This is a genomic window from Rhizobium sp. BK112 (assembly GCF_014193215.1).
GTDB lineage: Bacteria > Pseudomonadota > Alphaproteobacteria > Rhizobiales > Rhizobiaceae > Rhizobium > Rhizobium anhuiense.
In genome coordinates, this window is sequence record NZ_JACHYZ010000002.1 from 136,890 (window position 1) to 157,679 (window position 20,790).

General features: G+C 62.3%; 17 protein-coding genes and 1 tRNA gene. 11 read left to right on the forward strand and 7 right to left on the reverse strand.

Annotation, left to right across the window (positions count from 1 at the left end):
- Positions 1-73 precede the first annotated feature (73 nt).
- A complete protein-coding gene (locus tag FHT75_RS05880) occupies positions 74-943 on the forward strand; it encodes a LysR family transcriptional regulator (protein ID WP_047613645.1) in 870 nt (289 codons plus the stop codon).
- Positions 944-1,054: 111 nt separating this feature from the next.
- On the opposite strand, the gene FHT75_RS05885 is transcribed toward FHT75_RS05880, so the two are convergent.
- From FHT75_RS05885 to aceA, 3 genes are all read right to left on the reverse strand, one after another.
- On the reverse strand, positions 1,055-2,161 hold the full coding sequence (locus FHT75_RS05885; RefSeq protein WP_097622986.1) for a helix-turn-helix transcriptional regulator: 1,107 nt from the start codon (positions 2,159-2,161) through the stop codon (positions 1,055-1,057).
- Positions 2,162-2,378: 217 nt separating this feature from the next.
- A complete protein-coding gene (locus FHT75_RS05890; protein ID WP_029868006.1) occupies positions 2,379-2,615 on the reverse strand; it encodes a hypothetical protein in 237 nt (78 codons plus the stop codon).
- Between the two features lie 21 nt (positions 2,616-2,636).
- Positions 2,637-3,926, reverse strand: coding sequence for an isocitrate lyase (aceA, locus tag FHT75_RS05895; protein WP_047613647.1), 1,290 nt, complete (start codon positions 3,924-3,926; stop codon positions 2,637-2,639).
- A 189-nt stretch (positions 3,927-4,115) separates the two neighbouring features.
- On the opposite strand from aceA, the gene FHT75_RS05900 reads away from it, so the two are divergent.
- From FHT75_RS05900 to FHT75_RS05920, 5 genes are all read left to right on the forward strand, one after another.
- On the forward strand, positions 4,116-5,525 hold the full coding sequence (locus FHT75_RS05900) for a short-chain fatty acyl-CoA regulator family protein (RefSeq protein WP_097622985.1): 1,410 nt from the start codon (positions 4,116-4,118) through the stop codon (positions 5,523-5,525).
- Positions 5,526-5,650: 125 nt separating this feature from the next.
- Positions 5,651-6,748 (forward strand): polyamine ABC transporter substrate-binding protein, encoded by a 1,098-nt coding sequence (locus tag FHT75_RS05905; protein WP_029868003.1) that lies wholly within the window; start codon positions 5,651-5,653, stop codon positions 6,746-6,748.
- Positions 6,749-6,861: 113 nt separating this feature from the next.
- Positions 6,862-8,004, forward strand: coding sequence for an ABC transporter ATP-binding protein (locus FHT75_RS05910; RefSeq protein ID WP_029868002.1), 1,143 nt, complete (start codon positions 6,862-6,864; stop codon positions 8,002-8,004).
- A gap of 4 nt (positions 8,005-8,008) precedes the next feature.
- Positions 8,009-8,920, forward strand: a complete 912-nt coding sequence (locus FHT75_RS05915; protein ID WP_047613649.1) for an ABC transporter permease subunit — start codon at positions 8,009-8,011, stop codon at positions 8,918-8,920.
- A gap of 3 nt (positions 8,921-8,923) precedes the next feature.
- Positions 8,924-9,742 (forward strand): ABC transporter permease, encoded by an 819-nt coding sequence (locus FHT75_RS05920; RefSeq protein ID WP_018244860.1) that lies wholly within the window; start codon positions 8,924-8,926, stop codon positions 9,740-9,742.
- Positions 9,743-9,803: 61 nt separating this feature from the next.
- On the opposite strand, the gene FHT75_RS05925 is transcribed toward FHT75_RS05920, so the two are convergent.
- Complete coding sequence (locus FHT75_RS05925) at positions 9,804-11,696, reverse strand: AsmA-like C-terminal region-containing protein (RefSeq protein ID WP_063476354.1); 1,893 nt, start codon at positions 11,694-11,696, stop codon at positions 9,804-9,806.
- A 207-nt stretch (positions 11,697-11,903) separates the two neighbouring features.
- Between FHT75_RS05925 and FHT75_RS05930 the strand changes: the two genes are divergently transcribed.
- The gene (locus tag FHT75_RS05930; RefSeq protein ID WP_063476355.1) at positions 11,904-13,856 is read left to right on the forward strand and encodes an acetoacetate--CoA ligase; all 1,953 of its coding nucleotides are present in this window, start codon (positions 11,904-11,906) and stop codon (positions 13,854-13,856) included.
- Between the two features lie 242 nt (positions 13,857-14,098).
- Here the strand turns inward: FHT75_RS05930 and FHT75_RS05935 are convergent, their stop codons facing one another.
- Positions 14,099-17,953, reverse strand: coding sequence for an ATP-binding protein (locus FHT75_RS05935; RefSeq protein ID WP_063476356.1), 3,855 nt, complete (start codon positions 17,951-17,953; stop codon positions 14,099-14,101).
- Positions 17,954-18,167: 214 nt separating this feature from the next.
- Between FHT75_RS05935 and FHT75_RS05940 the strand changes: the two genes are divergently transcribed.
- From FHT75_RS05940 to FHT75_RS05955, 4 genes are all read left to right on the forward strand, one after another.
- On the forward strand, positions 18,168-18,617 hold the full coding sequence (locus FHT75_RS05940; protein WP_063476357.1) for a phasin: 450 nt from the start codon (positions 18,168-18,170) through the stop codon (positions 18,615-18,617).
- Positions 18,618-18,748: 131 nt separating this feature from the next.
- Positions 18,749-18,825: transfer RNA gene (locus tag FHT75_RS05945), tRNA-His, on the forward strand.
- Positions 18,826-18,920: 95 nt separating this feature from the next.
- Positions 18,921-19,358, forward strand: coding sequence for a DUF4174 domain-containing protein (locus FHT75_RS05950; RefSeq protein ID WP_063476358.1), 438 nt, complete (start codon positions 18,921-18,923; stop codon positions 19,356-19,358).
- 44 nt (positions 19,359-19,402) lie between these two features.
- Positions 19,403-19,570, forward strand: coding sequence for a hypothetical protein (locus FHT75_RS05955; protein ID WP_088930367.1), 168 nt, complete (start codon positions 19,403-19,405; stop codon positions 19,568-19,570).
- Here the strand turns inward: FHT75_RS05955 and FHT75_RS05960 are convergent.
- Together FHT75_RS05960 and FHT75_RS05965 are read right to left on the reverse strand one after the other, a co-directional pair.
- Positions 19,567-20,448, reverse strand: a complete 882-nt coding sequence (locus FHT75_RS05960) for a LysR family transcriptional regulator (protein WP_063476359.1) — start codon at positions 20,446-20,448, stop codon at positions 19,567-19,569. The two genes, FHT75_RS05955 and FHT75_RS05960, sit on opposite strands and share 4 nt — an antisense overlap.
- Entirely contained in the window at positions 20,445-20,759 is a 315-nt protein-coding gene (locus FHT75_RS05965; RefSeq protein WP_028758282.1) for a putative quinol monooxygenase, read from the reverse strand. The genes FHT75_RS05960 and FHT75_RS05965 overlap by 4 nt, the downstream gene beginning before the upstream one ends.
- Positions 20,760-20,790: the final 31 nt, after the last annotated feature.

The window sequence follows — 20,790 nt, forward strand, 5'->3', positions numbered from 1 at the left end:
TGTCAGACATCACCTGATCTAGGCATCGAATTTCTCTTTATAAACGGGGAAAATCCCGCTATGTTTTTCACCAATGAAAAACGCAAGCTGGGATTCCTATCAGCTTTTCCTGCAGGTCGCCCGGCTCGGCGGCTTGACCGGGGCAAGCACCGCAAGTGGACTGAGCCCGGCAACCGTCGGCCGTCGCATGCTCGATCTCGAACAGGAGATCGGCCGCGCATTGTTTTCGCGCAGCCAGACCGGATATCGTCTGACACACGATGGCCAGGCGCTGCTCGATCACCTTCAGGAGATGGAGGCCGCCGCCCGCAAGGTGGCGGCGTGGCGGCAATCCGGCGACGGCGGCACGACCGTCAGGGTCGCCGCCGGCACCTGGCTCGCCTGGCTGCTGACCGAGAATTTTGCCGCAATCCGCATGCCGGGCGATGCCTTCGCCATTTCGCTGACCATCGGCGAGGCGCGGGCAAGCCTTGCCTATCGCGAGAGCGATATCGGTATTCGGGCCTTCGAGCCCGAGGAGGCCAATCTCGCCGCACGTCAGCTCGGGGAGGTGGCCTATGCCGTCTATATCAGACGCAACACTGCCGAGACCGACGAGCGCTGGATTGCGGTTGCCGAGGAGGAGGCGATATCGGCCTATCTGCGCTGGCCGCACGCCCATGCCGCGACAGGGATCGTCGCCACCGTCAATCGGCCGCGTTCGCTGCCGGATCTGGTGCGCGCCGGCGCCGGCAAGACCGTGCTTCCCTGTTTCGTCGGCGATCTCCATCCTGAATTGCAGCGGCAGGGCGGCGAGTTGCCCGAATTGCGCCATCGGCAATGGATCGTCATGAATGCCGAGGACCGCCATCGCCCGGAGATCCGCACGGTCGCCGACCGCATGACCAAGCTCATCAGAAGTTATGCCGATCTCTTCGCCGGAAAACGGCCGAGCCGAGGTTAGAACATGTCGCGCAAAAGTGTGCAGCGGTTTTGCGATAACGACATGTGTAAAAACAAAGACTTAAAGCGTGGAAAGCGCATCTGAACGATCGCGACTCGCTCGAGCAAAAAGCTACGGCATCAACCGGCGCACCAGCGCCACCTGGCTGTTCACTCCGAGCTTGGAATAGATGCTCTTGAGATGCGAGCGGGCCGTCTCATAGCTGACATCATGCGTCGTGGCGGCTTCACGCAGTGAAAGCCCGTCGGCAATCGCCGAGGCGATCCGCATCTCGGCCGCCGTCAACTGGTTGCTGCGCGCCAGCGCCTCGTTGATATCGCTCCTCAGCGCCATGCCTGTGCGCTCGATGATCAGTGCGATCGTCGGACCTTCCAGGAAGGCGGTGATGAAATCCGATTGCAGCCTGACGAGCGTGCATCTGACGTTGCCGGCTTTCGTCTTGACGAGCGTCGTCGATGGTGGCGGGCTTACGGCTGAATGATGATGACGGCTCAGCATATCGAGCCGGGCGCCCAGCGCCGGATCATGGATGACGAGGTGTCCGGATGGGCCGGTGCCGATGCAGCTGCCCTCGGCGAGCATCCGCTCCGCCGCCCTGTTGAGCGAACGGATCTGCTGGTTCTCGCCGAGATAGACGATGCCGGCGCCGATCGCATCGAAGAGCGCCAGCCCGTTTTCATCATTCTCGGGATCGCGGCGATCGCGTCGTATGAAATCGAAGGCGCGTCTAAGATGCGGGGCGAGATCACTCAGCAGGTCGGCATTCACCCGGTTGTTGTCGGGATCGGCCGAAGAGGTCAGCGTCGACAAATTGAAGGAGCGACCATTCTCCCGCATGATGGTGACGCCGACACTGCTTTCGCAGCCGATGCTGCGGACGAAGTCATTGTAGAATTCGGTCTTGATGAGATCGCTCCTCGGCAGCATCTGCTCGGCGATGACGCCGAGGCCGACCGGCCGGACAGCGGCCTTGGGCATCCACGGATTGATCCTCGCATAATAGTGGTTATAGGCTTCGGCTTCCGTATCCTGAATGCCTGAAGCAAGCGACAGGCCGCCGGTGCGGGCGATGGCATCGTGGAAGAACAGCGTGGATTTCGCATCCGGCATCGTCCCGTTCAAAGCGTCGAGAAACGTCTGCCACGTCGTCTCGCCGAACAGGGCGGCGTAGATCAGATCGGTCAAGGCTTCGAGTTTGGGGTGCGGCGCGCCGGGCATGGGCAATTCCGTTCGAAGATGCGCCATTATGGCCCGACCAGGCGGCGGTGACAATTGCATCAAATTAGGGCGTGCAGGCGCATCGCGCCACCCGGCGCCCAAGCCCAAATCGGGACGGGTTTTCGAAAGGAATGAGCGCCCGCGCGTCTCTCCGATGCGCAGGCGCTCCGATTGGGAAATGCGGGCCGACACGGCAGCCCGCCGCTGGTCGTCTTCGTCAATGCCGGTTGGTGACGACGACCGGAATCAGCAGGTCGCCCCAGTTGCCGTCGCCGCCGTGATGACGGGCCGAGCGCACCAGTTCGACCGAGACGCCGGCCTCGACGGCTTTCATGACCGATTGGTTCAGCCGATGCAGGTCGTTGGCGAGCATGCGGATCGTCGTCTGCTGATCCTCGCTCATGCTGGTCGTCTGCTCTTCGGCCCGTTCCCGGACGCGTGTGATGGATGCCATGATATTCTCCTCCTCTTCGGGTTATTCCGCAGCCGGCTTGAACTGCGCATGTTCAGTTGAATCGTGCATCGCGGTGGTCGAAGACCGACCGCCGGTGATGGCGAGCGATACGGCGTCGAAATAGCCGGTGCCGACCTCGCGCTGATGTTTGGTGGCGGTATAGCCGTTGACCTCGGCGGCGAATTCCGCCTGTTGCAGCTCGGAATAGGCCGACATCTGCCGCTGCCGGTAGCCGCGCGCCAGTTCGTACATGCCGAAGTTCAGCTGGTGGAAGCCGGCGAGCGTGATGAACTGGAACTTGTAGCCCATTGCGCCGAGTTCGCGCTGGAACCGTGCGATCGTCGCCTCGTCGAGGTTCTTCTTCCAGTTGAAGGAGGGCGAGCAATTATAGGCGAGCAGCTTGCCGGGGTAGACCTTGTGTACGCCTTCGGCAAAGCGCCGCGCCTGCTCGAGGTCCGGCTTGGAGGTTTCGCACCAGATGAGATCGCAATGCGGCGCATAGGCGACGGCGCGCGCGATGCAGGGCTCGATGCCGTTTCTGACCTGATAGAAACCTTCGACCGTGCGGCCGGCATCATAGTCGACGAAGGGCTGGTCGCGCTCGTCGATGTCCGAGGTCAGCAGCTTTGCCGCCTCCGCGTCGGTGCGGGCGATGACCAGCGTCGCAACGCCCATGACGTCGGCGGCAAGCCGAGCGGCATCGAGATTGCGGATATGAGCGGCCGTCGGGATCAGCACCTTGCCGCCGAGATGGCCGCATTTCTTTTCCGAAGCGAGCTGGTCCTCGAAATGAACGCCGGCGGCACCCGCCTCGATATAGGCCTTCATGATTTCGAAGGCGTTGAGCGGTCCGCCGAAGCCGGCTTCCGCATCGGCAACGATCGGCGCGAACCAGGTCTCGACGGAAAGCCCCTGGCCTTCCGCGGTCTCGATCTGATCGGCGCGCTGCAGCGTGCGGTTGATGCGCTTGGCCAGTTCCGGACCGGCATTGGCCGGATAGAGGGACTGGTCGGGATACATCGCCGATGCCGTATTGGCGTCGGCCGCCACCTGCCAGCCGGAGAGATAGATCGCCTTCAGCCCGGCGCGCACCATCTGCATGGCCTGATTGCCGGAAAGTGCGCCGAGCGCATTGACGAAATCCTCCTGGTGAATGAGCCGCCACAACCGGTCCGCCCCCATTTCGGCCAGCGTATGGCGCAGCGCCACCGAGCCCCTGAGCCGCTGCACGTCGTCGGCCGAGTAGGGTCTCTCGATGCCGTCGAAACGATCAGCTGATGCGTTTGGGACAAGTTTGTAAAAATCGGTCATGCTGCTCTCCTCACTAAAAGCCGATAAAGGGTGGTGCATGACAAGATTGACAATATCAGCCGTTATGACCAGAAAAACCTTTGATTTCCTGCTCGGAAAGAGGTTAAGATGACGAGGATTGACAGAGCGGCGCTGTGAATTTGTAAAATTTTGTAAATACTGCGCTCCTAGCTTGTCAAAGGGTGTGACATGGCGGAACGGAAGATATTCGCAGGCCCGAAAGTCAGGCGCATCCGCAATGCGCTGGCGCTGACGCAGACCGCCATGGCCGAGGCGCTGGAAATATCGCCGTCCTACCTGAACCTGATCGAGCGCAACCAGCGGCCGTTGACGGTGCAACTCCTTCTCAAGCTTGCAAGCGTCTACAGGGTCGATCTGGAGGAATTGCGGGGGCAGACCGGCGGCAGTCTCGACCAGCTCAAGGAGATCTTTGCCGATCCGCTGCTGTCGGGCGAGCTGCCGGGTGATCAGGAATTGGTGGAGGTAGCGCAGGCAGCACCCAATGCCGCGAGCGGCATGATCAAGCTCTACCGCGCCTATCGCGAGCAGGCGGCAAGGCTGTCCGATCTGACGGCGCTGATGGCCGCCGAGGGGCATGCGCCGGTCGCCGCCGGCCGGTTGCCGCTGGACGAGGTGCGCGAGACGCTGGAGCGCAGGTCCGGTTATTTCGGACGGATCGAGACGGCGGCAGAAGCCTTTGCCGCAACGCTCCCCGGTGGCCTCGATCTTGCCGCCGGGCTGAAGGATTGGTTGCGTTCCGAGCGCGGTATCGCGGTGCGCGTCCTGCCCGTCCACGTCATGCCGGATCTGCGCCGCCGTTTCGATCGCCATTCGATGCGGCTTTTCATCTCCGAGCGGCTGTCGCCGGCTGACCGGGCGCATGAGATATCAATCGAGGCGGCAACTCTGGCACTGCTGCCGGCAATCGATGCCGAGCTCGACGATATCCCGCTCTCCTCAGCCGAGGCGCGCCGCATCGCCCGCTTCGAGCTTGCCCGCATCGCGGCCTTAGCGCTGGCAATGCCCTACGAGGCTTTCCTTTCGGCGGCGAAGGCGACGCGTTACGATATCGATATTCTGCGCGCGCGCTTCGGCGTCTCCTTCGGTCATGCCGCCGCGCGCCTTGCCATGCTGCAGCGCCCCGGGGCGGCGGCCATTCCCTTCTTCCTGATCGAGATCGATGCCGCAGGACACCGGCTGCGCCGGGCGGGCGCCCAGGGCTTTCCGCAGGCCCGGTTCGGCGGCGGCTGTCCGAAGCTCAATATCCACGCCGCCTTCCTGCAGCCGGGCCAGATTCTCGCCGAAACCGTGGTCATGCCGGATGGCGCATCCTTCTTGACGGTCTCCCGCACTCTGGAGGGACCGAGTGTCGAATTCGGCGAAAGGCTAAGGCGCACCGCGATCCTGATCGGCTGCGACGCTGCCCTTGGCGGAGGTGTGGTCTACGGGCAGGCGATGGCGCTCGATCCGGTCGCGATCGGTCCGGCCTGTCGCCTTTGCGAGCGACGCGGCTGCCTTTCCCGGGCTGAGCCGCCGGTGACCAGACCGCTCGGGCTCGACGAGATGGTGGCAGGGCTCAGCGCCTTCGACTTCCAGTGATGTGAAATCGTTGAGGGCGCTGGATTTTGCGCTTGTGGGCTGTGAAATTCCTTCTTAGTCTGCGTGGAAAACCAGAGGGAAAAGATGTCCGGGGATGCGGAATCTTTGAACAAACAGGAGAAGTTATGAGGTCAACCATCCTATGCGTGACGGCCGCCGCCGTTACCGCACTCCTTGCTGCCGCTCCGGCCTTTTCGCAGGAGCGCGTGGTCAACGTCTACAACTGGTCGGATTATATCGACAGTTCCATCCTCGAGGATTTCACCAAGGAAACCGGCATCAAGGTCGTCTACGACACTTTCGATTCTAACGAGACGCTGGAAACCAAGCTCTTGGCTGGTGGTTCGGGTTATGACGTCGTCGTCCCCACCGTATCCTTCATGCAGCGCCAGATCGCCGCCGGCGTCTACCAGAAACTCGACAAGTCGAAGCTGCCGAACCTGGTCAACATGTGGGACGTCATCATGAAGGGCGTGGCGTCCTTCGACCCCGGCAATGAATACAGCGTCGACTACATGTGGGGCACGACGGGCATCGGCTATAATGTCGACAAGGTCAAAGCCGCCCTCGGCACCGACGAAAAGCCCAATTGGGACGCGTTGTTCGATCCGGCGAAAGCGGCCAAACTCAAGGATTGCGGCATCTATATGCTGGATTCCCCAACCGACGTCGTGCCCTCGGCGCTCGCCTATCTCGGGCTCAATCCGAACAGCACCGATCCCGCCGATCTCAAGAAGGCGCAGGAGGTTCTCACGGCCGTCCGCCCGTTCGTCCGCAAGTTCCATTCTTCCGAATATATCAGCGCGCTGGCGAACGGCGATATCTGCATTGCGCTCGGTTATTCCGGCGATATGTTCCAGGCTCGCGACCGTGCTAAGGAAGCCAATGCCGGCGTGAAGGTCGACTACTCGGTCCCGTCGCAAGGCGCCCAGATCTTCTTCGACGTCTTCGGCATTCCGAAGGATGCGCCGCATGTCGCCGAAGCCCATGAATTCATCAACTACATGATGAAGCCGGAAGTGATCGCCAAGGCCTCGAACTTCGTCTTCTACGCCAACGGCAACAAGGCGTCGCAGCAGTTCCTCGACAAGGAGGTCCTCGACGATACGGCGATCTACCCGACGCCGGAGGTAATGGCGAAACTCTTCACCGTTCCGCCGCTCGATCCGAAGACGCAGCGGATCGTGACGCGGCTATGGACCACCGTGGTCACCGGCCAATGATAGAATAACGGCCCGGACGGAAACGTCCGGGCCTTTTTTTGACGATCCCGGCCGGGTGAAACCGGGAGCAAAAGCCAAGAATAAAAGCAAAGAATGCATTTTCGGGGAACAATATGAAGTCTCTAGGCAATATTCGCCGCTCGTTCGCACCTTGGACCGATCCGTCCGCCAAGCCCTTCATATCCATCAAGAACGTCACCAAGCGTTTCGGTGATTTCACCGCCGTCGATAACCTGTCGCTCGATATTTATCACCGCGAGTTCTTCGCGCTGCTCGGCGCTTCCGGCTGCGGCAAGTCGACGCTTCTGCGCATGCTCGCCGGCTTCGAGCAGCCGACCTCGGGCGAAATCGTCCTCGATGGCACCGATATGGCCGGTACGCCGCCCTATCGGCGCCCCGTCAATATGATGTTCCAGTCCTATGCGCTTTTCCCGCACATGACGGTCGAGAAGAACATCGCCTTCGGCCTGAAACAGGATGGCATGGCGAAGGACGAGATGACTGACCGCGTCTTGCAGATGTTGAAGCTCGTCAAGCTGGAGCAGTTTGCCTCCCGCAAACCGAACCAGCTTTCCGGTGGCCAGCGCCAGCGCGTGGCGCTGGCCCGCTCGCTCGCCAAGCGTCCCAAGGTGCTGCTGCTCGACGAACCGCTCGGCGCGCTCGACAAGAAGCTGCGCGAGGAAACCCAGTTCGAGCTGATGGACCTGCAGCAGAATCTTGGACTTACCTTCGTCGTCGTCACCCACGACCAGGAAGAGGCGATGACCATGGCAGACCGTATCGCCGTCATGAGCCACGGCAAGGTGGTGCAGGTGGCGACGCCGGCCGAGATCTACGAAGCGCCGAATTGCCGTTTCGTCGCAGATTTCATCGGCGACGTGAACATTTTCGACGGCAAGGTCGCCTCATCGGGCAACGGCACCGTCGAGATATCAGTCGACAGCGGCTTCAGCGTGCGTGTCGCCGCTTCCGAAACACCTTCTGCAGGCAGCGCCGTCGGCTTCGCCATCCGGCCGGAGAAGATGCGGGTCGGGCGCACGGCTCCCGCCAACGCGTCCGTCAACGCCGCCAAAGGCGAACTCTGGGATATCGCCTATCTCGGCGACATGACCGTCTTCCATGTGAAATTGCAGAGCGGCAATATCGTCAAGGCCTCGTCCCTCAATGCGCAGCGCTCCGTCGACGACCCCTTCACCTACGATCAGGAAGTCTGGGTCTCCTTCGACGAGAATGCCGGCGTCCTGCTGAAGGATTGACGTTATGGGCAAGCTCACCTCCGGCCTCTACAATCGCCTCGTCATCGTCATCCCTTACGCCTGGCTGCTGCTCTTCTTCCTGGCGCCCTTCTTCATCGTCTTCCGCATTTCGATGTCGACGACGGCGATCGCCATGCCGCCCTATGAGCCTGTCTTCTCCTTGGCCGACGGCTGGGCCGGCCTCTTAAGTAAGATCGGCGAATTCTCCTTCGACAATTACACCTACCTGACCGACGACCCGCTCTATTTCAACGCCTATGTGTCGAGTGTGGTGATCGCCGCGATCTCCACCCTCCTGACGCTGCTGATCGCCTATCCGATCGCCTACGGCATGGCGCAGGCGCCACGTGGCCTGCGGCCGACGCTGGTCATGCTTGTCATCCTGCCCTTCTGGACGAGCTTCCTGATCCGCGTCTACGCCTGGATCGCCATCCTCAAGCCGGAGGGCCTGTTCAACCAGCTGCTGCTGTCGCTGCACCTGATCGATGCGCCGCTGATCATCCTCAACACCAATACCGCCGTCTATATCGGCATCGTCTATTCCTATCTCCCCTTCATGGTGCTGCCGCTTTATTCGGCGCTCGAGAAGATGGACGGCACGCTGATCGAGGCAGCGCAGGATCTCGGCTGCCCGCCGATCACCGCCTTCTGGCGCGTCACCTTCCCGCTGTCGATCCCCGGCGTGGTGGCCGGCTGCATGCTGGTCTTCATCCCGGCCGTCGGCGAATTCGTCATCCCCGATCTGCTCGGCGGGTCGCAGACGCTGATGATCGGCAAGACGCTGTGGAACGAGTTCAATTCCAATCGCGACTGGCCGGTCTCCTCGGCGGTGGCGACCATCCTGTTGCTGATCCTGGTCATCCCGATCGTCTTCTTCCAGAATGTCCAGGCCAAAGCCGAAGAGCGGGGGAAATAAACCATGCTGAAATGGACCCGTTTCAATATCGTCTCCGTCACGCTCGGCTTTGCCTTCCTCTATCTGCCGATCGTGCTTCTCGTCATTTTCTCCTTCAACGAATCCAAACTCGTAACCGTCTGGGGCGGCTTCTCGACGAAATGGTATGTCTCGTTGATGAGCAATCAGGCCTTGCTCGACGCTGCCTGGGTGACGCTGCGCGTCGGACTGCTGTCGGCAACATTTGCAACCATCCTCGGCACGATGGCGGCGCTGACATTGGTGCGTTACACCCGCTTTCGCGGCCGCATGCTTTTTTCGGGCATGGTCTATGCACCGCTCGTCATGCCGGAGGTCATCACCGGCCTGTCATTGCTGCTGCTCTTTGTGGCGATCGGTCTCGACCGTGGCTTCTGGACGATCACGCTCGCACATACGACGCTGACCATGTGCTTTGTCGCCGTCGTCGTCCAGTCGCGCCTGCTGAGTTTCGATCATTCGATCGAGGAAGCGGCGCAGGATCTCGGCGCGCCGCCGGTGCGCACTTTCTTCGAGATCACCCTGCCGATCATCGCGCCCGCCGTGCTCTCCGGCTGGATCCTTGCCTTCACCCTGTCGCTCGACGATCTGGTGATTGCGAGCTTCACCTCGGGGCCGGGCGCCACCACGCTGCCGATGAGGATTTACAGCCAGGTCCGCCTCGGTGTGACGCCCGAGATCAATGCGGTGTGCACGATCCTGATCGGCGTCGTCGCCTTCGGCGTCATCTGCGCCTCGATCATCACCAAGCGCCGCGAAACACAGCGCCAGAGGGATGAGCGTGCCGCTGCGGCCGGCGCGTGAGCTGAAATTGCGTGAAACAAAAAATGAAGCGCTTCCGTTTTTCGAAGAAAACGGAAATGCTCTATTGCGCGTGCGGCGTATTGCCGAAAAGCGGCACTGGCGAGATCACCGGGTTCGGCCATGAACCGCCGACGAAGAACGGCAGCAGCGGCAGCTCTGCCGCCTTGGCCGGATCGGTTGCCTCCAGCGATCCGGAAAGCGCCAGCCCGTTCGACTGATAGGTAATGACGCCGGAAAGCGTCAGCGTCTCCGTGGCGCCGGCAATATGGGCGTCGTGCATCTCGGCGGTGCCGTTGGCGAAATCGGCCTGCAGGTTCAGCTGGTTGAAGGTGAAGGCGCCGCCTGCCGCCGCGCTCAGCGGAAAGAACGGCTTTTCGGCTGCCTGCGTGCGGAGCGCTGCGGCATCGATGCCGGGGATCGTGCCTTGCTTCGTCCAGAAGCGCAGCTTGCCGGTGACGTCGGCAAGGCCGGTCGTCCATATCGCCTTCGGCGACTGGAGGTCGAGATCGAGCGATCCTGTCGCCAGCGGCAGCGGACCTTTCAGCTGCAGGCGCTCGGCAAGAGCTGCGAAGTCGGCATCGCGGATCGACAGCTGCAGCTTGCCGCCACCGTCGAAGTCGCGCTGCGTCGCTTCCAGATGCGCGGTCATCTCGCCGCCTTCGAACTGGCTGTCGCCAATATCGAATTTCGCCTCGCCGCCGGCCACGATCATGCTGGCGCCGACATCGGAAAGCTCGAAGAGACCCATTTGCGCGCGCCGTGCCGAAAGCCTGACGTCGACATCGAGCATCTGCAGCGGCCCAGTGATGCCGGCGGAGATTTCTTCTGCCTCTCCGGCGGCGAGCCTGAGCGCGAAGGCATCGAGGAAGGGCTTGAGGTTCATCTGGTCGAAAGCGAGCGTGCCGCCGATCTTCGGCCGTTTGCCGGGCTGGGTAAAGAGATCCATCACCCCGGTGGCGCTCGCTTCGTTCAGGGAGAGGCTGAGATTGTTGAAGCGCAGCCCGCTGCCCGACGACATGATGTCGGATTCCAGCGAGGCGCTCTTCAGCGTCCCGATGCCCGGGACAGATTCGCCCGACCATGCCAGAAGGGCCGGCACATCGGGGATGCTGGCGGTGACATTGCCGGAAAGGGCCGAAAGGTTGGCGATGCTGGCAACGCCCTGGAAATGCGCCGTCAGCAGGTTTGACGTGAGCGACGTCCGTGCCTCGGCATTCCGGCCGGCAAAGGCGAGCAGCGGCTGGCGCGAGGCGAAATCGATCTTCAGGTCCTGGCCGTTGATGCGGGCGATGATGACCGCCGAGATCGCGCCGGACAGTCTCGGCCAGGCGATATCTGCGGTGACGCTGTCGAAATGAAAGGCCTTGGCGCTCTTGATGTCGGTGACCACAAGCGTGCCATCCTCGACGGTCACCGCGCCGATCTCGGCATCGAGATCGGGATCGAGCACCTCCGCTCCGTTCTCGTAGCGCACGCCGCTGATCGCGCGTGCGAGCAGGCCGGCATAACTCCAGTCGATCAGCCCCTTCTCGTCGCGCGTGAGCGCCAGGCTGGGGCGCAGCAGGTGGAATTCGTGGAAGCTCGTCCGCCCGCGGAGGGCGTCGATGAGGCTGAAATCGGCCGACAGGCTTTCAATGCTGCCGAGCAGCTTGTCGCCGCTTTCGCGCGGCTGGCGGATGGTGACCTGGTTCAGCGTGATGCGCGGCGTCGGCCAGAATTCGAGAACCGGACTGCCCTTGATCTCGGCATGGTAGCCCGTCCATTTCGACAGCGCGTCCTCGATGCCGGAGCGCACGAAGCCGGTGGAAATGAGATAGGGGGCGGCGACCCGCAGCGCCACGAAAAGCGCCAGCGCAATCAGCAGGAATACCGTCGATACACGGGCGAAGGCCGGAAGCCAGCGCGAAACGGGTCCGATCTTCCTGCGCCACCTGCGATGTCTTGACGTGCTCATGATCTCCGCCGGCAATGCAGCCGGTCATCCCGTTATGCGCTGGTTTCGGCGGATATAGGAAATATCGGGCATATGCAAATCCCATACAATGCCGCGCGTCTTTTCAAGAGGCGCAAAAGACGATGCATAGGCGACGGATCACGTCGGTTCCGCACTTTATAATGCAATGCAGCATGATATAAAGACGGCATTGGGGAGGAGGATTGAATGCAGGATAACAGACCACTTTGGGTACCTTCGGACGCCGCCGTTGCCGGAAGCCCGATCCATGCCTTCATCGAGCGTTGCAATGCCGATTTCGGGCTTTCTCTTTCGGGCTTTGAGGATCTGCATGCATGGTCGGTGGCCGAGCGGGAGAATTTCTGGTCGACCGTCTGGGATTTCTGCGGCGTGAAGGGAGAACGCGGCGCAGAGGTGCTTGCCAATGGCGACCGCATGCTGGAGGCCCGCTTCTTTCCCGATGCGACGCTGAACTTCGCCGAAAATCTGTTGTCGGGCCGCGGTGAAGGCGAGGCCATCATCTTCCGCGGCGAGGACAAGGCTGAGGATCGCTGGTCGTGGGACCGGCTGCGCGCGCTGGTCTCGAAGCTGCAGCAGGCCTTCGCGGCCCGCGGCATCGGCAAGGGCGACCGCATCGCCGCGATGATGCCGAACATGCCGGAGACCGTCGCCGCCATGCTCGCTGCCGCCTCGATCGGCGCCATATGGTCGTCCTGCTCTCCCGATTTCGGCGAGCAGGGCGTGCTCGACCGCTTCGGCCAGATCGGCCCCAAGCTCTTCATCGCCTGCGATGCCTATTGGTATTCCGGCAAGCTGCAGGATGTCGGCGCCAAGGTTGCCACGGTTGCCAAAAGCCTGGATGTCCCGACGGTCATCGTCCACTACGCCGGCGATGCGGAGGCGGTGGCGGGCAAGACGCCGGGGGCTTCGACGCTCGAGGCCTTTGTCGCGCCCTATGAGGCAAGGGAGGTCGAGTTTACGCCGCTTGCCTTCGCGCATCCGCTCTACATCCTGTTTTCTTCAGGCACGACAGGCGTGCCGAAATGCATCGTGCATTCGGCCGGCGGCACGCTGCTGCAGCACCTCAAGGAGCAGCGGCTGCATTGCGGCCTGGAGGCGGGGGAGAAGCTATTCTACTTCACCACCTGCGGCTGGATGATGTGGAACTGGCTGGTCAGCGGCCTTGCCAGCGGTGCAACGCTCTGCCTGTTCGACGGCTCGCCCTTCGCGCCCGATGGCAACGTGCTGTTCGACTATGCCGAGGCCGAAAAATTCGCGATCTTCGGCACTTCGGCGAAATATATCGATGCGGTGCGCAAGGGCGGGCTGACGCCGCGCGCAAGCCACGATCTCTCCAGCCTGCGGCTGATGACCTCCACCGGCTCGCCGCTGTCGCCTGAGGGGTTCACCTTCGTCTATGAGGGCATCAAGGCGGATGTCCAGCTCGCCTCGATTTCTGGCGGCACCGACATCGTCTCCTGCTTCGTGCTCGGCAATCCGCTGCAGCCGGTCTGGCGCGGCGAGATCCAGGGGGCCGGCCTCGGTCTTGCGGTCGATGTCTGGAACGATGACGGCAAGCCGGTGCGCGGGGAGAAGGGTGAACTCGTCTGCACCAAGGCCTTCCCTTCGATGCCGGTGATGTTCTGGAACGATCCCGATGGCGCCAAGTATCGCGCCGCCTATTTCGACCGGTTCGACAATGTCTGGTGCCACGGCGATTTCGCCGAATGGACGGAGCATGGCGGCCTGATCATCCACGGCCGTTCGGATGCGACGCTCAATCCCGGCGGCGTGCGCATCGGCACGGCCGAGATCTACAATCAGGTGGAGCAGATGGAGGAGGTGGCCGAGGCGCTGTGCATCGGACAGGAGTGGGACGACGACGTGCGCGTCATCCTCTTCGTGCGCCTTGCTTCCGGTGTGACGCTGACCGAGGATCTCGTCAAGGCGATCAAGACGCGGGTCCGCACCGGCGCCTCACCGCGGCATGTGCCGGCGAAAATCATTGCGGTTGCCGATATTCCCCGCACCAAATCCGGCAAGATCGTCGAACTTGCGGTGCGCGAGGTCGTGCACAACAGGCCGGTCAAAAACCAGGAAGCGCTCGCCAATCCCGAGGCGCTGCGGCTCTTCGCCGGTTTGAGCGAACTGAAGGATTGATGGCGATCGCAAGCTACAAGCTTTCACCCTCCATCAATCGCCTGTCATGGAAACCTTTCGTTAAGAAAGGTTTGTCAAATGTAAAGCTAACTTAGGGGTCGCACATGAACGAGGCGGCCTGAAGCCCCAGGGCTTACAACAACATGACGTTGATCGACTGAGCTCTTGTTGAACAGCACCAATTTTCGAGGCAGCCTCCGGGCTGCCTTTTCTTTATGGTGATCGCTTTCCTTTTGCGCCGATCAGCCGGCCAGCACCCGCTGCGACGGGAAGGTGATCTCGACGAGAGTGCCCTCGTTCGGCGCCGAATTGATCGAGAACACCGCCCGGTTGGCATCGACCATCGCCTTGGTCAGCGGCAGGCCGAGCCCGGTGCCGTCGCCGCGGTGGCGCGACTGGGTCGAAGAGACCTGCCTGAACGGCTTCATCGCCTGGTCGAGTTCACTGCGCGTCATGCCGATGCCGGTATCGCGGACCCTCAAGACAACGCTGCCATTGGCCTCGTAGGCGGTGGAAACGACGATCTGCCCGCCCGACGGGGTGAAGCGGATGGCGTTCGACAGGATGTTGAGCGCGATCTGCTTGATCGAGCGCAGATCCGCCACGACTTCGGGCACCGCATGCGACAGCGCCGTGCGGATGATGACGCGCTGGCCGTTCGCCTGCGGCTGCACCAGCGCCACGGCTTCGGAAACCGCCTCGTTGAGGCCGACGGCGGCAAAATCGAGGTCCATCTCGCCCGCCTCGATCTTCGAAATGTCGAGCAGATCGTTGACGATATCGAGGACGTGCCGGCCGGAGCGGCCGATGTCGTTGGCATATTCGATATAACGGGGATGGCCGATCGGCCCGAAGCGCTCGCCCGCCATCATATCGGAAAAGCCGATAATCGCATTGAGCGGCGTGCGGATCTCGTGGCTGACGCGGGCGAGGAAATCGGTCTTGTGGGCGTTGGCGGTTTCGGCCGCACCCTTGGCGTTGCGCAACTCGTCTTCGGTGCGCTTCCACTGGGTGATATCGCGGATGACGGCGCAGTAGCCATTGGAGGAGGTGAGCTGGCCCATGGTCATGAACAGCGGCACGAAGCCGCCGGCCGCCTCGCGGCCGATCACTTCGCGTCCGTCGTTCAGCACGCTGGCCACACCATGGCCGGAGAGGCCGTTCAGATAGTCGAGGACCGCCTTCTGGCTCTCATGGGCAAACAGCATGACGAAGGGTTTGCCGCGCGTCTCCTGCTCGTCGTAATTGAAAAGCGCGCTCGCCGACCGGTTCATCGAGCGGATGTCGCCCTCCGTGCCGATGACGACGACGCCGTCGGTCGCCGTTTCCAGGATCGAGCGCAATTCCTCCACTTCGACCTGAAGCTTGGCGACCTTCTCGACCATCCGCTCGGGACGGGCTTCGAAACGGCCCTCGGAGCGGCTTGCTTCACTGCGGCTGTCATCCTTGCCTTCGACCGGCATCAGCGCCAGCATCAACGCGTTGGCATCTTCCCAGCGCACCGATTGCAGCCGGGCGGTCACCGGCGCCAGCGTGTCATCGGCCTTGACCAGCATCATGGTGCTGGAGCCGGCCGCCTTCTCCTCGAGTTCGCGGCGCTGCAGCAGGGCTTCGATGCCGCCCACCTCGCGCAATGCGTCGAGCGAAGCATAGCCCGTCAGCCGCATGAATTCCGGATTGGCATGGATCAGCGCATCGCCGATATGGATGAGCACGGCGACAGGCAGTTGGTCGACCGTTCCCACCGAAAGCCCGTCGGTCATCTTGACGCGCGGCGGGATGAAGCTTGTGAGAACCTCGATCTGGCTGACCGTCTCCTCAAGTCCTTCCGTCGCCTCGTCTTCGGCGATAACAGCCGGCTCCTCGGCGACGACGTCGTCTTCGCGCTCGGCCTCGACGGCATTCTCGAAGATCGCCTCTTGCGGCGCGATTTCCTCGGGCGAGGCGATGTCAGCCTTGTCGCCGGGAGTTTCGGCCTCGGACTCTTCATGTCCAGAGGCCCCTTCGAAGCTCGCCATTTCCGCGACGGCGGATTCCACCGCCGCCGTCACGGTAGGTGCCGCCGACGCCGGGGCTGCGGGTTCCATCGGCGCTGGAGCGGCGGGCTCTTCCTTGCGCGTGCCGAAGGCTTCCAGGCGCTTGGCAATCTCGCGGAAATTCGCCTGTTCGGCGGCCGTCAGCCCGGCGCTGGTATTGTGGAGCTGAACGATCTTGTCGGAGAAACGGCGATTGGGCGTCTCGGCAATGCGAAGCGCCGGCGGCTCGTCCGAAAGATCCGCTGCCGGCCCGGCGGCAGGTGCTTCGTCGGCGCCCGTCGCCTGTTCTTCTACTGTATTCTCCGGCGCTGACGTCTCGGCGATCGCCTCTTCGGCCGTGATCTCTTCCGATCCCGTCTCTTCGGTCTCCGGTTCGGCTGCCACAAACGCCTGGTCGCCGATCTCTTCCGACACGATGGTTTCGGCCGGGACCTCCTGGGACGCGGCTTCCGCTTCATCGGCCACCGGGCCGAGGCTCGCGGCATCATGGCCGATACCATCAGGGCCAAGCGTCAGGCCGAGCGCCAGCGGATCTTCCTGCGCGTCCGAAAGCCGGACGACGCCGAAGCCGCGGAAGCCGTCGAAGTCGCGGTTGCGGGTATAGGTCGGCAGTGCTGCCAGATCGACCGGAACGACGAGGCTGGTGCCTTCGACCGGCCAGAGGATCGTCTTGCCCGACCATGTGTCGCGGCGGGCGAGCGCCTCGGAAAGCTTGCCGTCAGGATCGAGGTTGAAAAGGGCGGCGACATCGCCGAAGGCCGAACCGATGATGTGGGACGCATGTGGACCGACGGCCTCGGCAAATTCGTGGCTGACCTCGGTGAAGCAGCCATCGGCGTCGATCTTCCAGACGAAGCGCGTGGCGCGGCTATTCGGCCTGAAGACGAAGCCGGGCTCAGCCGCAAGCTCAGGAGCAGGGGCAGCGTTGGGGACCACAGGCGTTGCGATGGCGGGCTCTTCATGAACCGCTTCCGGCGCATCTTCGATAGGCGTTTCGTGGGTTTCGGCAGACGGCTCCGCCACGGCCGTTTCCACCGTCTCGGTGAAGGAGGCAAGGTCGTCCTCGATGGTCGCGGCAGGCTTGTCGGCCCCATCCGCGCTGCTATCGATCACACCGACGTCACTCGCCACCTCGGCATGTCCGGCGAGACCAGCCTCTTCGACCGCCTCGTCTTCGGATGCCGCTGCTGTCTCGGCCGGCTGTTCGTTTTCGCCGGTGATGTCCTCGAGCGTCTCCTCGACCTCTTCGATCCCCGAGACCGCGTCGATAATCTCGGTGAAGCCGGTGGCGACGGCAGGCTCGTCCTGAAGCAGTTCGGCGGCCGGCACGCTTTCCTCCTGCGCGGGCGCATCGACCGGGTCGAGCGCGGGGGCATCGATCGGGTCGAGATCGCCGATCGCGGCCTCCACGGCAAAAAGCAGATGGAGCGCCGGCTCGTCGCTGAGCTTGCCGAAGGCGGCCGGAAGATTGCCTCTGGTGGTGGCGACGGGACGCTTCACCAGCCGGTCGGGATGGGCGCCGGCAAGATTGATCAAGGTCTTTGCGGTCTGCTCTGATATGCCGAGCGACGCAAAGCCCGGCGAAGCGGCGATGACTTCGCCATTGGCGCCGATCACCGCCATATGCGTATCGGGATCATCAAGCCCTTGCAGCATCTGCGCCGCCGAGGCGCCGGCCGCCAATGGCTTTGCCGAGACCGGCACCGAAAACAGGATGGCCTTTTCGCCTGAGGAGAGCCGGATCAGTTCGGCGGCCGCCTGCACTTGGGCGCGCTGGAAGCCCTTGGCGACGCGGATCATCAGGCTTCTGTTGTCACCGATATCGGAAAGCTGGCGCGCAGCCGTTTCCAGCTGGCGGAAGGTAATGTCGCCCCGGTCGACGCCCTGGTCGAGCAGGTCATAGACCGCCGAATGGCCGAAAAGCTCCGCACCTGCGCCGTTTGCCCAGAGCAGGCGGGCAAGATCGGCCGAAAACAGGACCATCGCCTCGCCGCGTGAAAAGCGTTCCCGCACCCGTGCATGCACGGCGATATCGATGAACGGATATTGGACTGCGGGCATGTTCGAACCTTGTCGCTGTCGGCCTTCTTAAATTAACGGCTTATTAATAACTGCGGGTGGCATGCCGGTCCAGAAGAGCAGGGTGTTTTCGGCCGGAAAGGTTAACGTCTTGTGCATCGCACAATAATTGTTGCAATGCACAATGATATGTCTTATATAAGCATCATCCCAACTATCGAAGGCAGCGACTGCCTCAGCCCAAAGGATGCGACCCATGGCTACCATAAAGACCGATGACGTTTTTTCAATTGCTTCTTTCGACCCGTCCAAGTTCGCCGAATCCTTCCGTGATTTCGCCGAAAAGGGCGCCCAGCAGTCGAAGGATGCCTATGCCAAGCTGAAGACCGCTGGCGAGGAAGCCGGCAAGACGCTCGAAGCCACCGTCCAGACGGCTCAGGCCGGCAGCGTTGAGATCGGCCTGAAGGCGATCGACATCCTGCGCGTCAATTCCGAGAACTCGCTGTCGCACTTCGAAGCGCTGCTCGGCGTCAAGTCCGCCGCCGAATTCTTCGAACTGCAGACCTCCTTCATCCGCAAGCAGGCCGAACTCACTGTCGAGCAGGCGAAGTCGATCCAGGAAACCACCAAGCAGGTGGCCGAAAAGCTCGCAAAGCCTTCCAAGGACGCCGCCGAAAAGGCCCTGGCTTCCTTCAAGGTCGCCTGATCGGTCTTTTACCGATCGCAGACAAAAGGCTGGACCTCGCGTCCAGCCTTTTTGTATATTGACGAGGAAGGGGGCTTGAATTCATCGCCAAGTCCTCGTATGTGACCCCCGTCGCGCCAAGCGTGATTTATGCGGTTGTAGCTCAGTTGGTTAGAGCGCAGGTTTGTGGCACCTGAGGTCGGAGGTTCGAGACCCCCCAACCGTACCATTTCTTCCCCCACGATCAGAATGAAAACCCGGTTCCCGCCGTTTCGATGGAACCCATGCCGGCCCGCGCCGTTCTCCAGTTAACGGGAGATACGCATGTCGAAAACCCTTCTCTACGGTGCGACCAAGATCGATCAGACCAACAGCGCCTATGCGCCGGTCGAAAGCCTTGCTGCGTTCCAGTGGAAGAACCGCGTTTTCGTTGTTTTCGCCGACAGGGACAATGCCCGCGCCGCCCGCCAGGAGAACCAGCTGCTGGCCGATCGCTCGGCCCTCGATGAGCGTGACCTGGTGGTGCTGAAGATATCAGGCGCCGGCGTTCGGCCGCTCTTCGGTGCCCCCGATGGTCTCGACGGCGAAGCGATCCGCCGCGATCTCCAGGCGCCCGATGTGGGCGAGTTCGCGGCCTTTCTTGTTGGCAAGGACGGCACTGTCAAGCTGAAGGCCAGCGAGCCGATCACCGATGGCGAGCTCTTCGCCATCATCGACAGCATGCCGATGCGCGCTGCCGAATCGCTGAAGCCGGACAAATAGTCCCGAACATCGCGTCAAACCAAGATCATGAAAGGGAGGCGGTCATGTCCGTGCCCAACGAACCCATTCCCGACCAGCCGCCGATGCCGGCACCCGGCTGGAAGCCGGTGCCTCCGATCACGGAACCGGAGCCGGACAGGCTGCCCGACGAGGCGCCGGTTCCGAACCCGGACGAGAACGACGAGCCGGCAAAGCACGTGCGGGACGTTTAAAGAAAAATATGGCGCTCGGCGCTGACGAGTTCCTGCAGGAAATCGGCAACGCTCCTGACGCGCACGAGATCGCGCGCCGTTTCGTGATAGGTCGTCCAGTAGGCCCGCCGGATCGAAATTTCAGGCAGGATGCGCTGGAGCTCCGGATACTGCCGGGCGATATAATCGTGCAGAATGCCGATGCCGGCGCCTGATCGCACCGCCTCCGTCTGCCCGATCGCCGTCGATATCTCGAAGCTCGCATCCCAGCTGCGCATCACCTCGCCGGAGAAATTCAGCGAGGCGGTGAAGATCAGGTCTTCGACATAGCCGATGCGCGGATGCGCCTTCAGCGCCTCGATATCGCCGGGCGTGCCCTGGGTGGCGAGGTAGTCGCGTGAGGCATAGAGGCCGAGCGTGTAGTCGGTGAGTTTGGAAGAGACGAGCCGGCCTTGTACCGGCCGCTCCAGCGTGATGGCGATATCGGCCTCGCGCTGCGACAGCGAGAAAGAGCGCGGCACGGGTACGAGCTGGATCTTCAGTTCCGGATGGCGCTCGATCAGTCTGCCTATGCGCGGCGCCAGGAAGGATACACCGAACCCATCGGGCGCGCCGACGCGCACGGTCCCGGCAATAGCCGTATCGGTGTGGCCGAGGCTGGCCTGTACTGCGAGCATTTCGGTTTCCATCCGCTCTGCGGATGCCAGGAACACTTCGCCTTCGGCCGTCAGCTCGCAGCCATTCGTGCGGCGGATGAAAAGCCGTGTCTTCAGCGCCTCTTCCAGCGACGTCAGCCGGCGCGAGAGCGTGGCGTGATTGAGCCCCAGCCGCTTCGAGGCGGCAAGGATCTGCCCGGTGCGGGCGACGGCCAGGAAAATACGCACATCGTCCCAGTTCATGGCTTGGCACGCATGGCGATCGGATCGACCTCGATCAGCGCCAGCGATGTCACCATGCCCGCCGTCTGGTTCTTGTATTTCAGGAAATGCGGTGCCTGCAGATGGGCCTCATATGCCGCCTGGTCGGTGTAGACCTCCAGAATACGGATGCGGTTTGGGTGGTCCCTGATGGAAACGGCGCAGAGGGAAAGGACGCCGTCTTCCAGCGCCACCGATGCCTCGATTTCCTCTGCGAGCAATGCGCTATAGGTTTCCAGCGTCTCCGGAGCGATCTCCAGCTCCGCCATTCTGACGACGGGTTTCCGGCTCAACGGTTTGACCTCCCCTTGGGATTTGACTTGT